The organism is Paenibacillus thailandensis (genome assembly GCF_042685365.1).
GTDB classification, from domain to species: domain Bacteria; phylum Bacillota; class Bacilli; order Paenibacillales; family Paenibacillaceae; genus Paenibacillus_AP; species Paenibacillus_AP thailandensis.
Window position 1 is genome coordinate 14,089 of sequence record NZ_JBHUMY010000005.1, and the last position, 14,118, is coordinate 28,206.

Here is a 14,118-nt window from a genome sequence, read left to right on the forward strand (position 1 = left end):
GAAAAACGCGAAATTATTCTTCTCGCAACCCCAAGTCCTTCTCGATGCTGTCGCATACAGCAAAGATTCTCTCGTCGCATTTATCATAGATTTGCTTTGTTGCTCCAGCCCTTTTCACTTCGATCAGCCGATCAAGGTACTGCAGCTTTAGTTGTACTCTTTCATTTGTGATAAATCCCTGCTGTTCATACGCCGGGCGCCAACGTTCATCTTTACCCATAACCTTCACGCTCCTCTACTTGAATCAAATTCCCATACGCATCAAACGCTAGCCCTTCTCTTATTGCTGGCTCACTGCTACCGTGATGCTCGTTGTTGTGGCAATCCTGACAGAGATACTCCAGCAACTCATGGTTAAGCGAGATGTTCGGATCGTCGATGTTCTGCGGCGTCAGGTAAACCTTATGGTGAACGATCTTACCAGGCTTTCCGCAACGCTCGCATAAACCGAATACCTTGGCGATGTACGATTCCCGGCATAGCTTCCATGCTCGGCTGTTGTAGAACTTGCGGGCCCAAGGTTTCATTTTGTAGGAACCGCAATGCTCGGCTTCGTACCCAGATCGGCAACAATGTATGGATGAGCTTTGCGGTATCTCTCTTCAACGTTTTGTGCGACCCGCATTATTCTTGATGCTTTAATGCGATTGTTCTCCGATAAAGCCCATCCTGCGAGCCCTTTCGCTTCTTTGCTGTAATAGGCGTTGTACAATCGATTCACCCTTTCTCGGCAAACCAAAGAAGCCGCCCAACATGTGAGCGACTTCTCATAGATTTGCTTTATACGTACTAAGTTACATAGACGGTGTTTTAAAACCAGGGTCACTGAAAATCGTGACCCAAAGAAATAAAAGAGGGCTCCTCGCCCTCTGCCTATCGGCATTCACCCGGGTCATATTGGCTGAGAACCGCCAAATGACCGGACGGATTAAATATTCTGGCTCTTCGTAAAAACGTGTTGAAATAGCTGTTTTGTTCAAACTATAAAAAATCGTAAAATCGTGTTGAAATCACCTCCGATGATTGGTAAAATAAAGAAAGGAGGGATGGAAAATGCAAGCAAATGTAACATTGAAAAGATTCGTTGACAAAGCAGAAATAAAACAACCAGGAATGAATCCTTGGAAGAAGAACTTAAAACGTCCGATATTTACTGATGGATCGAGATTCTTTATTCGTTACGATGGTTATTACGGCGTAGAGATTAATGGCCGTAACTACCGTGAAGTGAAGAATGTTTTAGGAGCATGGTACCTTTAATGCAGAACCCAAACATTCTGAACCTCCCATCACTGAAAGTCACAAAAATCGAATTAAACGAACATGGCTACGAGATATGGGCAGAGGTTGCGAATCCTCCAGACTTCTGCCCTAATTGCGGCTCCATGGAAGCGAAATTCTCTAAGTTCGGAACCAAGCGTCAGTTATTCATGGATTTACCTATGCACGGTAAACGGGTAGGCATTATCATCAACCGTCAGCGTTATTTGTGCAAAGACTGCGGATCAACCTTCCGTGAGATACTCTGGGACATCGACGACGACCATATGTGTACCGTTCGCTTTAACGAGTACGTTCAAGAGCAATCGCTAAAGCGTACATTCACCAGCATTGCGGATGAACTTGGAATAAGTGAGGGTACGGTACGAAACATTTTCAACAAGTACATTGACTTTCTTGAATCATCTCACCAGTTTGTTACGCCAAGGTGGTTAGGTATCGATGAAATCCATATACTCGGCAAACCAAGAGGAGTAATCGCCAATGTAGAAGAGAACGTTTTGGTTGACCTTTTGATTGATCGTAATAAGGAAACCATAATACGTTATCTCAGCCATCTGCCTGACCGTGAAGACGTTGAAATCGTCACCATGGATATGTGGCAACCATACCGCGATGCAGTCCGTCAGACGCTTCCTAACGCTGTTATAGTCGTTGATAAGTTTCATGTTGTGCGAATGGCTAATCTGGCGGTCGAAACAATCCGCAAGAATATCCGCAAAGAACTGGACGCAAGGCAACGCAGGCAGTTAAAGAACGACCGTTTCTTGATGCTTAAACGCCGTAAGGACTTAACGCCGATGGAGCAGATTATTCTTGATTCTTGGACGCTCAACTTCCCTCGTCTCAAGCAAGCCTACGAGCTTAAAGAAGCATTCTATGAGATATGGGAAGCGAATGACGCAAAGGAAGCACAAGAGCGTTATGCCGCATGGCAAGCATCTATTCCAGACAGAATGAAATCGGCATTCAGCGACATCATCAAGGCTTACGGCAACTGGCAACATGAGATCAATAACTATTTCACTCATAGGGTTACAAATGCCTATACAGAGTCCATAAACGGCTTAACACGGGTGGTGAACCGTATGGGACGAGGTTATTCTTTCAAGGCTCTTAGAGCCAAAATGTTGTATTCAAAAGGCATCCACAAGAAAACCAAAATCAACTACAAGAAATCAATTGACCTGATGTATAACATGTTGGGTAATTCGCTTAATGAGAACATGGAACAAGCCGTCACACTCGGAGCAGACATTTCAACCCTAATCAAACGTATCGAAGAGGGGTCATTATGACCCTTTTTCAATACACTTTTACGAATACCCAATATTCTATTTGAAGCCCTACAAAGAAGAAAAAGATTAAAGGCATGACGTGCGCTGCGCTCGTCACTAAAAGCGTGGTGGCGTCGTAAAACGACGCGTTTTATAAAAGCATACGTACTTTGTAACTTTGGAGGAAGAACAAGACCATTATACAAATGGTCATTTTTCCGAGTCAAAGGCGATATTCGAGGAAAACTTTGAATAAAATCCCCAAACACATGTTCCCGTTCGTTCCCAGTCTCTAAATCACCGTTTATCAGGTTATCGTTCCAAAAGCACTGAATGCCGCAGATGGACCAAGGTATTCCCATGTTACTGTGCCATCTGTTGCCGTTCCACTGCTATGTGATGGAGCGGTGGAGCCCGATGTTCCCGCCACGGTGCAAAGATACGCTTTTGCATTTGCCTGTACCTTTTCTCCTACGGCATAAGCTGTGTTTGCTGCCCAAGTATTTGCGACAGCTTCACCGGCTCTTGTGCAAATCCAGCCTACATTTCCGCCCGATGTTGCTCCCGTATTCAGCGATATTTGACCTTTCCGCCAAACACCAGTTGTTGGAGCGGCACTGCTATACTTGACTCCTTGTTCACTACCGGGAACTTCAGGGACGTTGTTCCTGACGATAGCTCCATTTGAAGCCTTATCAAGAACGGTTCCGCCAGTCCATTCGTAAGGTTTAGCAGTATTTTCTACAACGTTACCTGTAAAACGGGTTTTTGTTGTTATTGGCAGATGGAAAGCATATCCGGTATTGCCCGTTTTCATGATGCAATCCATAACACTGCACAGGTATGATGCCGAATTTTCGACCCACAAGCCAGACGAATAAACACCGGAAACCTGCACGCCTTTGACCACAACATATTCCGGAGCGGCCGAAGAACCGATCAACATCGGTTTGCAAGTAGCATCATTGATCTCGAATTCTAAATCTCGGAACTCCAAAGTGCCTTTACATGACGTGATCTCAATGAATGCAGCAAGTGCCGATAATCCCGGGTGCTTAAAGAGAGTACCAACAAATGATACATCCCTCGGTACTTCAGATGATAAGTCACCTTGATTAATGAGAATTGCCCGACTGCGAGACACATCAGAAATATAAGCGATTGTGCCCCCTACAACCTCCAAACCTCGAGCGCCAAGGTTCATTTGAATTGCGCCGCCTGCGCAAAAGAAGGTAGGGTTAATAATCCGCATTCTTTCAGAGTAAGTTGTAAATCGAACAACACCGCTGCCAAAGCCGTAGTATGTTGGGTTTTCTACTGTAAAATCGTAATCCTCTCGGAACGAGGTGTTCCCCGAGACCCAACCATATCCCAGCGACCCGATCGACGTGTCGTTAACAGATTTTATTCTCCGATTCCCTAATCCGTGGCATGTATAATCCGATTCGATACAGCCGTAAGAAATGTTGTGTGATGACTGGGAATCTTGGCAATAAACCCAGTCGATTGCATGCCGTACCGATCGAGTATAGTTTTGAGTCACATTCCCGCCCAAGCATTGATCCCCGCGAAGAAAATAACCATTCCCACCAGTCGAAGTATAGTAAGGATCTCTTGCTATAAAATTCTTCGCGACAGGATTGATGCAACGGTGGAAGTTCACTGCGTGTACCCGCCATTTGTCGATCGTTACACCACTAAGATTTGGATTTTTGCAATACTGGAAATGGAAAATGTGCGGGCACGCCCCGTACAGTCCATTCGATGTATCATATGGTTCGCCGGGATCTGGTTCCGTAATATGAGATGCTTCTCCAATGACCCGAACATTATCGAGCGTTTTGATCTTCAACAATGTTGGAGTTACATTGTAAGCTAGTTCAACCGGTTTGCCTAACGTTATAGTTGCCCCATTAATGTCGAGAACGGTATTGCATTCTGCCCTTCCAAAAAAACCGCTATCGGTATTATTATACTTTTTCCATTGGTAATTGTCCGATATGACTACATCATCGCCAATACTAAATTTGGCAGCATCCTGCGGATTACTGAGCGTGATAACCTTGCTGTAGGCTATTGTGTTCGCGATGGGGACTTCTTCCTCGACTGCCCCTCTAAACCAAAATACCGGCGATCCGTTCGGATACCCTGGTCTTGCTTTTGATGGATTTACGATAAACTTTGCGCCTGTTATGTCCAATGTGATTGATTTTTCAATAGGCTCCAGTCCATCCAAAACATAAGTTTGGCCGGCAGGAAATTTTATCGTAGCTCCCTCCGGCGCTGCGCCAATACAAGCATTTACTGCATCCGTGTCGTTGGTTTTTCCATCACCAACAGCTCCAGAAGTTAGGACATCGAGAATTACGAGATTTTTTACTTTTCTCGCGGTTGACGCCTTTCTCATTAAAGTCATTATTTTCACACCTTTCTTTAATAAATCAGGGCCAAAAAAATGTATCTTTAGCACCATTTACGTGATACAATACGGAACATAAAATGTTACATTTTGTATAATATGATTTGCGGAGGAGACTGATAAACTTGTCAAAGCGCGAGATTTGGATCGATGTAGCCAAAGGGCTGGGGATTATTGCCGTCGTTCTAGGACATTCAAATCCCGACAGCACAGTATCGCACTATATTTACTGGTTCCATATGCCTCTATTTTTCTTTCTCAGTGGCTATACCTTCAAAACAATATCCTCTGGTCAAGAATTACTGGGTTGGGTGAAAAGAAGGTCAAAGCAACTACTAATCCCGTACCTTTCGTTTGGTCTGGTCATCACCGTTTTGGAATTCGCGAAGGAACTCAAGAACGGGCATCTTGATATGAATATTTTGCTAAAAGACTTGGGCAATTTGATATATGGTGGCCAAATGCTGACTGGAGGGTACGCTGTATTCTGGTTCGTTACATGTCTCCTCATAACTCAAGTGGTATTTGCAGTTTTAACCACATTGGTTAAGGGAGTACCCTTCCAGATTGCAATCATCATTGCTTTATACCTATTGGCTCATATTGAAACCACAGTTTATCCAAATGCAAATATTCCGTTGAACGCAGATGTTACCATGCTGGCTATGACCTACTACGCCGCCGGATATTACACAAAACCCTTATTACAGAAACTTTTTGAGAGCAAATTTATCTTGCTTTTTGCTCTGATCATTCCAGCGCTTTTATTCAGCGGGGATTACTTTAAACTGTTCCATTACAGTCTCGATATGAAAGTTCTTGAATACACGAGTTGGGTTATGGATCTAATCATACCAATCACGATGACACTCGCATTTTCGATAATTTGCTACTGGATTGCTCGAGCCAAATCGATTGCCAAGGTGTTTTCTTACATAGGGTTAATGTCTTTAACTATCATGTACATGCATTTCCCCATAAATTTGATCGCCGAAGAAGTGATCGGAAAACATGGTGCGATCCAGTTCTTACTGCTCGGGTGTATTGTTCCAGCAATCATACATTCGGTTCTCGATAAGATAACATTAGCCAAAGTGCTTTTTCTGGGTTCGGGAAACAAAAAGGCTTATGCCGCTTAAAACTTCGGAGGCCCCATCTCTACAGCGGGGTCTTTTATTTTTCTTCCACAACAACCGTTGCGTTGTAGATCAGCACGCGCTTCCCGTCCAGGTCGAACTTTACCTTGTTGCCGTACTCGTTTACTTCGACATCGAACCGGCCTTCGTAAGTCTTGATGATGTTGCCGTTCTGATCGTAGACCTCGGCGCGGCGCTCGAGGCCGTTGACGCTCGACTGGTAATCTTTTATCGAGCGTTCCATCGACTCGCTGCATCCGGCCAACGCAAATAAGACCGCCAGCGCGGTCAGGATAATGGCTATTCGTTTGATGGTTCTCACCTCCTTTTAGAAAATGAAAAAGCCACTCATTTTGAGCGGCTAAACAACTTAAGTCTTCTTTTAGTGTGAAATTTTTCAGCTTCTACATGGTAAAGTTTCAAAAGGCCACCACATTGGAATGCAACTCTCTGAGTTACCTTGTGAAAGTCCTCCATAAACTGCTTACATTTTTCGATATCGAAATTACTCTCAGGGCTTTCGGTAAGTTTGGACTTTTCATCATAGAATAAGAAAATTTCTTTACAAAAATCAAAAATAAAATTATGTTCGAGGACTTCTCATCATATAGAACAGCAACTAATTCATTATTTGCATTAATAATTTCATCAGTTAAAGCCAATACGATTTTATACTTCATTTTTTGTTTTGTTGGAAATTCTTTTTTGCTCTGGTGCCTTAGTGTGTAGAAAGCAACCCCAAAAGCCCCAAATGTACCTATAAGCCCTCCAGTAAAACCACCTAAATCAAAGTTCATTATTAATCCCCCTCTTATATGGACAGTAAGATTCGCTGTCAAAAGGGGAAAATCCTTTTGGTAAAAGAAAAGAAGTCGCTCGAACGAGCGTCTTCTTTAATCTCCATTACATTGACTCACAATCACCAAAAACATTAAGAACCCTAGCAAGATTACAATTAATTTTAGACAGCCATCCTTATCGTTTTTGGGTGGTGGCTGGTATTTCCTTTTCCTACGCCTACTTCGCACATAAGCATTTGCGACTTCATTCGCAAACCTGTTAGCAGCATAATCGAATGGACTTCTCATAATGAACTATTACTGCCGCATTTAGACTGTGCCAATATGATCATCCTCCTTTTCACCTAAAGCATTCGCCAATAGGAAGGAAATCCCTCTTTTGTGGCGAATTTTGTCAAAAGGAGGACGATGAACGTGAATCCAACGAGATATGATCTTAAGAACAATGCCGATTTCTTTTACGCTGTATACTGCGGGAAAACCGTTTATTATGTATCCGCCAGCCGGATCGGCTGCGGGCGAACTGACTTGTACACCGATGATTACGTGGTCATCGATGGCGAATATTTCTCACGCAAGGACTGCGAGTTCTTCGTCGACGCCTAATCCTCCACCGTCGCTCCCTCAACGTCCTGAACCTTGAACCATTCCCCGTCAACCATAAAGCGGCTGCCGAACTGATCTACGCGCTCCACGACGCCGCGCACGACCAGCTCCTCGAACGGATCATACATCCGCAGTTCAATCACCTTCCGCAGCTGAAGCGACTCGGCTACAGCCCGCGATATGAGCTCCCATTCGCTTTCGTCGAGCTCTACGCGCGGCCGGCGCTTCGACTGGATATAATGCTCGTTCAGCGCGGCCTTGTGCTCCGGCAGCATCATGCGGGACGACTCCCACATCCCATTGCCCTCCAACAGTTTTCTTTGCATGGTAAAGCACCTCCGTATCGATATCAACAGTATATAGTTTAAACCGAACGGATGTTCTTATACAGACTTGAATTTTTGCCAATTTTGGTTTATGAGCGACGATTTCCTGCGGCATCGTCGCAAGCCGTCCCGAGCCGAGCCTTAGCCGCTGGGATCGCGGCAGGATGGAGGAGAGACCCAAAGACGATGCCGGGTGTCCAATCCGGCAATCGCCCAGGTTCGGCGTAACAAAAAAGAACACCCTTAGGATGTTCTTGGAATAAGCATCATATAACAAAATCGACAAACTCCGGCGACCGCAGCATGCCGCTCTTGTACCAGTTACGGAAGCGGACCCGGGTGGTGATGACGGGCTGCACATAAACGAAGTTCCGGTCCTCACCGGTTACGATACTCTGCGCGATCCGGTAAAACGCCTTGCGGTGCGCTGCCGGCACGGCTAACTCGATAATGCCGACCGGGCGCCCGTTGTATCGGGCTAACCATCCGAATTCGTCCTTTCGGTAGCCGCCGATCTGCACGTCGGCGTAGGTGTAATTGATCACCTTCAGCCATTTCTCGCTGCGGCGCCCCTCGTAGGTGCTATCCTTCAGCTTCGCGACGATCCCCTCGAGCTTCTGCTGCTTGATCACGTCGAACAGTGCTTTCCCCGCCCCGTCCACGCGCAGTACCTTCCGGAAGTGGTCATTCTCACCGAGCACCGAATCGAGCAGTTGCTTGCGCTCCATCAGCGGTAGCCGGCGAACGTCGCGGCCGTCAACCTCGAGTACGTCGAATACGAAATACTGCACGGGCAGCCGTCGCATGGCTTCCTGTATCTTCGGCGCCTGCTTGATCCTGAACCGCTCCATAACCGTTTCAAAGTCAATGGTGCCCATTACCGGATCAACATATGCGGCCTCGCCGTCCAGAATCACGCTGGAGCAGTTCAGCGGCGGCGTATGAAGCTCGGGATATCGCTCGGTCACGTCATTGGCATGCCGCGTAAACAGCCGCAGCTCGCCATCCTTCTTGACCAGCAACAGCCGGTGCCCGTCAATCTTCGGCTCGAATATGTAGCGCAGATCGTCAAAAGGTTCTTCGATTTTCGTCAGGAGCATTGCTTCGGGTGCTGTGATCATGGTGTGTATCCTCCGTGTAGAATTCCGTATATCAATTCTACCATTGGAGGAAAAAGCGTGGCGTTGGTAATTGTTGCCCTGCAAAGGCTGCCAGGCAAAGCAAGAAGGTGTACCTCCTCGCCAGTTTCTCGGGTGCCTCCCGTCAGTGCAGGGCTGGCTGTTATGTATTCCCGCGTGGCTTAGCTGCTTCGGCATTGCCGATCATCGCGATTGCTCTCTGCCTTTGATGCAGACGCGGGAACATACAAACCGGTTCAGGCTTTTTACAGGGAGAAAACAGCACCGGAAACGCGAAACTCCCACGATAGAAATGAGCGGTAATTTATTACATGCGCCTACCGCCAATGCGCCATCCTCGGAGTGAGGCATCACGCGCCCTCGGACTATTGTCCTCAACAGGCATTCTCCAAATGGTTGGGGGGAGTTCAACCCCAATCGAACACACGCTCCCAAACGGACAGAAATGCCCTTTTGAGCGGCGAAATTTTTACCCGCCGGATTATGCGAGAAAATGTTCGCAACGCTTATTGAGCCATTCTGCGCGTTCTGAGAGCCAAAATTTAAGAGGACCCTGCCGAAGCCATCCCCGCAGTGCTACCTTTGCGACTTCACAGCCGGAAATAGGTACGTATGTGTGTCGGGTGCTTTTCGTTTGGTCCTCTCGCTAATAGGTGGCATTTGCAGGACGAAAAAAATGAATTGCATCAAAAATTGCATCAAGTTCATTTTTACGATTGCATCAATTTTTGATATGTGTGATTGAAAGTACATTACATTGGAAATATGATTTCGTACGGTCTTCTCGCTGATAAACAATTGCTGCGCAATATCTCTTGTCGTTTTGTCTTGTACCAACAGCTCAAATACCTCACGTTCTCGATGCGTCAGGATGAATTTGCTCTTGTGGTCGCTGCCTTTCAATGTGCGTCACCCCTCCTTGCCCGGGTTTTTATAGTTATACAAGGTCAAGGGATACAGTCAAATTATAGTATGAGCGGAGAAAGCAAGAGGTGCTGTAGCCGAGGAAAATAGGCGAATTGCCCGGTCTGTCGGGCGAATGCCGGTATCGCCTGAACCGAGGGGATAACAAATAGAAGAGCGGGGAATGACGGATGAGCCCCAAAGACAAAAAGCCTGTCCGACAAAGCTGGACAGGCATTCACAATCCAATTAATCGTAAATATAGCTCGGGCGTCTTTGCCCGGCCTCTCTGGCGGAGAACTGCCCGTCCGCTTGATACGGGAAGATCCGCTCCGCCATCGCGTTGAACTCGGCGATGTAGCCTTGGATCGGTTGACCCGCCCTAACGTCGGCCGCATAAGAGGCCAGCCGGTTCACGAAGTCGGCTTTGCCCGATACGTATACATGCGCGACGCTTGGTTTCATGCTTTTTACGACTTGCTCGATTTCCGCCTTCCGCTTCTCGGTCAGCTGCTCGTCCGCCCCGTCCCCGGCCGCTTGGAGCGAACGGTTCGCCTCCGTATTCGGACGGCCGCCGTCGGCGTTTGGACGCGGATCGTAGATGCCGTTGTTGCGGGCGTCGTACATGCCGTCGGTCCTGAAGTTGAAGCGGCTGCCCGCACCGTTCGTTCCGGTGCCGGCACCGCTTGTTCCGTTGCCCGCGCCCGGGATAAGTCCGGTGCCGTCCGCAGCCTCCGGACGGGTATAGCTCGCATTCGTTCGTCCTTGCGCGGCCGACTTGGCGGTGTAAGAGCCGTTTCCGCTGCTTACCCCGACATACGCGTTGCGATCGGTAAGAACAACGTAAGCCGCATCGTATCCGAATTTATCCTCGATCGTTTTCCCGATCGCATCGTTCATCTGAAAGCTGTAGTTCTCGTGCGTCCCGACAATATTGTTGCCGTTCAAGCGGCGGCCGTTAACCCGGTTCATCTCGTTCATCTGGTCGTCGGCAAACCGTTTGCTCATTATCGGATTGCCGTTTGCGTCCTCGCGAACCGTAAACGGGCGAACGTCGCCCAAATCGCGGTTGCCGAGATGCCCTTGGTTGGCGGCGCAGCCGGCAAGCATAACGCCTAATATGATAAGAATGGACCATTGTTTCATCATGCGCCATTTCACCCTTCTTTTAAGAATCATCGTTAGGTTGAGCAAGCGCAGTTTAAAATATGTGGCGGCTTAAGCCGGCCGCATGGCTGAAGTTCTTTCCATTTCCGGAGAAGTCGGAACGGCAAAATCGAAACGCTTATTCTTCTACCCAAAATTTCCGAAAATAACCGGTGCTTTTAGGGCACGGGACATGCCCTGGGTATTGCCCCTCCTTCACGGTCAAAGAGCCCCGAATCGCTTCGAGGCTCTATTTCGCTAATGGATCGCCGCTTGGGATGCCATGATGCTATCCGGCAGTGACAGCGTTGACCTAAAATCCCGCCGTTGTTATACAGTCGGCAAAAGCTGTGAATGCTTTACTATGAAATTGATCCTTGCGAGTGACCAGCCGCGTTGTTACAGACCCGTAACGTTCCGGAACCGTGTGCGCTTGAACCCGGTTGTCGCCAACAGGAACAGCCGAAGCGGTCATAAGCGTATATCCGATTCCCGCGCGCACGCAACTTAACATTGTCTCCAATGTGCTCACCTCGACAATGTTGGCTGGCGGCAGCCCCTCGCTGCGAAGCCAATCCTCGCTTGCCGACCGTAAAGGGCACCCTTTCGGGAATACGACCCATGCTGCGTTTGAATGGTCAGGGGCTGCGCCGGCTGCAGACAACAGAACGACCTCTTCCCGTATCTCATGAGCAACGTGTAGAGCCGACAAATCGAATTCGCCGGAGAGAAACGCTCCATCCAACTGGTAATTTAACACCTTTTCGTAATTTTGCGGCGATGTCCCGGTGACCAGCGACAAGGCGACTCCGGGATACTTATGCTGAAACTCGCTCAAGGCGCTTATAAAAGGTTCGGACGAAGCCATCGTCTCCACAACGCCGATTTCGAGCGGTCCGGAAGGGTAATCGGGTCCCTTAATGGCTTTCGTCATCTCTTCGACGGTACGAAGAATGTCTGTTGAATATTTATGAAAGAGGAGTCCTTTTTCGGTCGGTGTTACCCCTTTCGGATTCCTGACAAAAAGCTGTGTTTCAAGTTCGGACTCAAGTTTGCGAACCCGCGCTGTAATGTTCGATTGGACGTAATCCAGCTTTTCAGCCGCTCGCGTTATACTCCCCTCTTCTACAATCGCCTTAAATATTTTAAAGTCTATGATCTCCATCCTGCCCCCAAAGTATAAACCCATCATTGGAATTGATGGGATAATCATTTCCATTCATTTTACTATATAGGAAAGATTAAATACAATATTCTTAGAAATACGAATCGCGATTAAACAGGGGGGGATTGCAGCCGAACACGGGAATCTGCTCGGAAGGAATGGCTTGCGGCACTGAGGTTGCAAGTAAGATTTAAACTTGTTAAATTTCATTGAATGAAAGGATGAAGATCCATGTTATTTGAGCAAGTACACACCCAACCGGATCCTTACGCGCCGTTTCTTATTTCCCAAGCTATTAAGACGAATGGGCTGGTATTCGTTTCGGGCCAGGCAGCCATTGGCGATGACGGAGAGCTCGTTGGAGTCGGCGATTTCGACAAACAAGCGGATCAAGCCTTTCGAAATTTGGAGCGTGTACTCAAGGCATCCGGATCTGGCTTGGACCGAGTCGTAAAGGTCACCATCTATTTAACGTCAATGTCGAACTTTGACAAGATCGTCGAACTTCGGCGTAAATGGTGGTCACAACCCTATCCTGCAGACACCATCGTGGAGGTAAGCTCGCTCTATTCATCTGATGCCATGATCGAGATTGACGCTATCGCGCTCGCCGAATAAACCTATCATCAAACCACCGGCAAATCATAAAACACACCATTCGCAAGGAGCGAGAACATGTTGACAAATAACGAATTGTTGCAGCCTGTTCGAATCGAGGGATGGCATCTTCGGACGAAAATCGTGATGGCGCCGATGACGCGCGGATTTGCGGATGATGCCGAAGGAACGGTCGGAGAAGATGTCGTCGCCTACTATCGACAGCGCGCAGAAAACGGAATCGGCCTAATTATCACGGAGGGCATAACGCCCTCCCCTCGTGGAAAGGGAACCTTCGGAGTACCCGGATTATATACTAAGGATCAAGTAAACGCTTGGCGAAAGGTAACAGATGCCGTCCATTTACCTGGAGGCACGATTGTCGCGCAGCTATGGCATGTCGGGAGGTTGACCCATCCCGATCTAATTGGAGGTATCGCTCCTCAGGCACCGTCAGCATTGCGCGCGGAGGGTCTCGTACATCGGCTTCGGAAGCCCTATGGGACGCCTGTAGCGATGACGATCGCTGACATTCGAGAGGTTGTTCTTCAATATAAAGAGGCAGCGAAAAATGCTATCGAAGCAGGTTTTGACGGCGTCGAGATTCATGGCGCTCACGGATACTTAATCGATCAATTCGTCTCAGCCGTCACGAATCGCCGGACAGATCGTTATGGCGGCGAAAGAAAAAACCGCTTGATGCTCATGAAAGAAATACTCGGAGCCGTTGGCGAAGTTGCTGGCATGGATCGCGTCATTATTCGTTTCTCTGAAATTAAGGATGATCAGCCCAATTTCCGGTGGTCGGATCCCGAAGCGGAAATCGAGACCTTCCTCGAAATGTTTCGCGAGGTAGGTCTGCGGATCATTCATCCGTCTACCAATTCATTTTCACAGCCAATGTCAAACGGCCAAACGTTGCACGAACTCGTACGTAAACGCTGGGACGGCATCGTCATTGGCGTGGGTGGTCTAACCCCGAGCTTAGCTGCGGATGCAATCAGGGAAGGCGTGATTGATCTGGCCGCATTCGGTCGTCCATTACTGGCAAATGTTGATTTCGTTCAACGGTTGAGAAGGGGGCAATCGCTTGTCCCGTATGATCCGGCAATCCATTTGAAGCATCTGAGATAAGCCGGCCGTGGCTATCGTTGTTATGCGCTCTTGTCATTTTCGGGCCATTCTCTGCGCAGAGTATTCGCGGACACTTTACGGCAGGCGCTCACCAGCCCCCCGTTCGGGACTTTTACCCTAGAGATGACGCCCATGCTGGGCGTACACAAACAAGGAGCAGGCTTCGGCGCCTGCTCCTTTTGTAATCTT

The 14,118-nt window shown here is 47.9% G+C and carries 15 protein-coding genes and 1 pseudogene; 6 read left to right on the top strand and 10 right to left on the bottom strand.

Annotation, left to right across the window (positions count from 1 at the left end; genetic code table 11):
• Nucleotides 1-13: 13 nt before the first annotated feature.
• Both ACFSW5_RS04530 and ACFSW5_RS04535 read right to left on the bottom strand, forming a co-directional pair.
• Nucleotides 14-220 carry a hypothetical protein gene (locus ACFSW5_RS04530; protein ID WP_379270218.1) on the bottom strand — a complete coding sequence of 69 codons (207 nt, stop codon included), beginning with the start codon at nucleotides 218-220 and terminating at the stop codon, nucleotides 14-16.
• Nucleotides 213-527, bottom strand: coding sequence for an HNH endonuclease (locus tag ACFSW5_RS04535; RefSeq protein WP_379270219.1), 315 nt, complete (start codon nucleotides 525-527; stop codon nucleotides 213-215). Before ACFSW5_RS04535 ends, ACFSW5_RS04530 begins: the two co-directional genes overlap by 8 nt.
• Before the next feature lie 526 nt (nucleotides 528-1,053).
• On the opposite strand from ACFSW5_RS04535, the gene ACFSW5_RS04540 reads away from it, so the two are divergent.
• Both ACFSW5_RS04540 and ACFSW5_RS04545 read left to right on the top strand, forming a co-directional pair.
• Nucleotides 1,054-1,260 carry a hypothetical protein gene (locus ACFSW5_RS04540; RefSeq protein ID WP_379270220.1) on the top strand — a complete coding sequence of 69 codons (207 nt, stop codon included), beginning with the start codon at nucleotides 1,054-1,056 and terminating at the stop codon, nucleotides 1,258-1,260.
• Nucleotides 1,260-2,579: an ISL3 family transposase gene (locus ACFSW5_RS04545; RefSeq protein WP_379270221.1), complete on the top strand. Its 1,320-nt coding sequence runs from the start codon at nucleotides 1,260-1,262 to the stop codon at nucleotides 2,577-2,579. The genes ACFSW5_RS04540 and ACFSW5_RS04545 overlap by 1 nt, the downstream gene beginning before the upstream one ends.
• A gap of 286 nt (nucleotides 2,580-2,865) precedes the next feature.
• On the opposite strand, the gene ACFSW5_RS04550 is transcribed toward ACFSW5_RS04545, so the two are convergent.
• Nucleotides 2,866-4,974, bottom strand: coding sequence for a glycosyl hydrolase family 28-related protein (locus ACFSW5_RS04550; protein ID WP_379270222.1), 2,109 nt, complete (start codon nucleotides 4,972-4,974; stop codon nucleotides 2,866-2,868).
• Between the two features lie 128 nt (nucleotides 4,975-5,102).
• Here ACFSW5_RS04550 and ACFSW5_RS04555 point away from each other — a divergent pair, with 128 nt between their 5' ends.
• Nucleotides 5,103-6,116, top strand: a complete 1,014-nt coding sequence (locus ACFSW5_RS04555) for an acyltransferase family protein (RefSeq protein WP_379270223.1) — start codon at nucleotides 5,103-5,105, stop codon at nucleotides 6,114-6,116.
• A gap of 34 nt (nucleotides 6,117-6,150) precedes the next feature.
• On the opposite strand, the gene ACFSW5_RS04560 is transcribed toward ACFSW5_RS04555, so the two are convergent.
• Together ACFSW5_RS04560 and ACFSW5_RS04565 are read right to left on the bottom strand one after the other, a co-directional pair.
• On the bottom strand, nucleotides 6,151-6,435 hold the full coding sequence (locus ACFSW5_RS04560; RefSeq protein WP_379270224.1) for a DUF5052 family protein: 285 nt from the start codon (nucleotides 6,433-6,435) through the stop codon (nucleotides 6,151-6,153).
• Nucleotides 6,436-6,568: 133 nt separating this feature from the next.
• The gene (locus ACFSW5_RS04565) at nucleotides 6,569-6,910 is read right to left on the bottom strand and encodes a hypothetical protein (RefSeq protein ID WP_379270225.1); all 342 of its coding nucleotides are present in this window, start codon (nucleotides 6,908-6,910) and stop codon (nucleotides 6,569-6,571) included.
• A gap of 417 nt (nucleotides 6,911-7,327) precedes the next feature.
• Here ACFSW5_RS04565 and ACFSW5_RS04570 point away from each other — a divergent pair, with 417 nt between their 5' ends.
• Entirely contained in the window at nucleotides 7,328-7,519 is a 192-nt protein-coding gene (locus ACFSW5_RS04570; RefSeq protein WP_379270226.1) for a hypothetical protein, read from the top strand.
• Here the strand turns inward: ACFSW5_RS04570 and ACFSW5_RS04575 are convergent.
• The 5 genes and pseudogenes from ACFSW5_RS04575 to ACFSW5_RS04595 form a co-directional block, all read right to left on the bottom strand.
• On the bottom strand, nucleotides 7,516-7,845 hold the full coding sequence (locus tag ACFSW5_RS04575; protein WP_379270227.1) for a YolD-like family protein: 330 nt from the start codon (nucleotides 7,843-7,845) through the stop codon (nucleotides 7,516-7,518). The genes ACFSW5_RS04570 and ACFSW5_RS04575 overlap by 4 nt on opposite strands.
• 266 nt (nucleotides 7,846-8,111) lie before the next feature.
• On the bottom strand, nucleotides 8,112-8,966 hold the full coding sequence (locus tag ACFSW5_RS04580; protein WP_379270228.1) for an ATP-dependent DNA ligase: 855 nt from the start codon (nucleotides 8,964-8,966) through the stop codon (nucleotides 8,112-8,114).
• A gap of 723 nt (nucleotides 8,967-9,689) precedes the next feature.
• Nucleotides 9,690-9,887: pseudogene (locus tag ACFSW5_RS04585) on the bottom strand (LuxR C-terminal-related transcriptional regulator); the annotation flags it as partial.
• Between the two features lie 249 nt (nucleotides 9,888-10,136).
• A complete protein-coding gene (locus ACFSW5_RS04590; RefSeq protein ID WP_379270229.1) occupies nucleotides 10,137-11,036 on the bottom strand; it encodes a YhcN/YlaJ family sporulation lipoprotein in 900 nt (299 codons plus the stop codon).
• A gap of 310 nt (nucleotides 11,037-11,346) precedes the next feature.
• Nucleotides 11,347-12,198: a LysR family transcriptional regulator gene (locus ACFSW5_RS04595; RefSeq protein WP_379270230.1), complete on the bottom strand. Its 852-nt coding sequence runs from the start codon at nucleotides 12,196-12,198 to the stop codon at nucleotides 11,347-11,349.
• Between the two features lie 231 nt (nucleotides 12,199-12,429).
• On the opposite strand from ACFSW5_RS04595, the gene ACFSW5_RS04600 reads away from it, so the two are divergent.
• Together ACFSW5_RS04600 and ACFSW5_RS04605 are read left to right on the top strand one after the other, a co-directional pair.
• Nucleotides 12,430-12,816: a RidA family protein gene (locus ACFSW5_RS04600; RefSeq protein ID WP_379270231.1), complete on the top strand. Its 387-nt coding sequence runs from the start codon at nucleotides 12,430-12,432 to the stop codon at nucleotides 12,814-12,816.
• Between the two features lie 57 nt (nucleotides 12,817-12,873).
• Entirely contained in the window at nucleotides 12,874-13,929 is a 1,056-nt protein-coding gene (locus ACFSW5_RS04605; protein WP_379270232.1) for an oxidoreductase, read from the top strand.
• Nucleotides 13,930-14,118 lie beyond the last annotated feature (189 nt).

Bases quoted from the DNA above. Each gene is read 5' to 3' on its own strand.
- ACFSW5_RS04530 (WP_379270218.1), bottom strand. From the start codon at position 220: ATGGGTAAAGATGAACGTTGGCGCCCGGCGTATGAACAGCAGGGATTT.
- ACFSW5_RS04535 (WP_379270219.1), bottom strand. From the start codon at position 527: ATGAAACCTTGGGCCCGCAAGTTCTACAACAGCCGAGCATGGAAGCTA.
- ACFSW5_RS04540 (WP_379270220.1), top strand. From the start codon at position 1,054: ATGCAAGCAAATGTAACATTGAAAAGATTCGTTGACAAAGCAGAAATA.
- ACFSW5_RS04545 (WP_379270221.1), top strand. From the start codon at position 1,260: ATGCAGAACCCAAACATTCTGAACCTCCCATCACTGAAAGTCACAAAA.
- ACFSW5_RS04550 (WP_379270222.1), bottom strand. From the start codon at position 4,974: ATGACTTTAATGAGAAAGGCGTCAACCGCGAGAAAAGTAAAAAATCTC.
- ACFSW5_RS04565 (WP_379270225.1), bottom strand. From the start codon at position 6,910: ATGAACTTTGATTTAGGTGGTTTTACTGGAGGGCTTATAGGTACATTT.
- ACFSW5_RS04575 (WP_379270227.1), bottom strand. From the start codon at position 7,845: ATGCAAAGAAAACTGTTGGAGGGCAATGGGATGTGGGAGTCGTCCCGC.
- ACFSW5_RS04580 (WP_379270228.1), bottom strand. From the start codon at position 8,966: ATGATCACAGCACCCGAAGCAATGCTCCTGACGAAAATCGAAGAACCT.
- ACFSW5_RS04590 (WP_379270229.1), bottom strand. From the start codon at position 11,036: ATGATGAAACAATGGTCCATTCTTATCATATTAGGCGTTATGCTTGCC.
- ACFSW5_RS04595 (WP_379270230.1), bottom strand. From the start codon at position 12,198: ATGGAGATCATAGACTTTAAAATATTTAAGGCGATTGTAGAAGAGGGG.
- ACFSW5_RS04600 (WP_379270231.1), top strand. From the start codon at position 12,430: ATGTTATTTGAGCAAGTACACACCCAACCGGATCCTTACGCGCCGTTT.
- ACFSW5_RS04605 (WP_379270232.1), top strand. From the start codon at position 12,874: ATGTTGACAAATAACGAATTGTTGCAGCCTGTTCGAATCGAGGGATGG.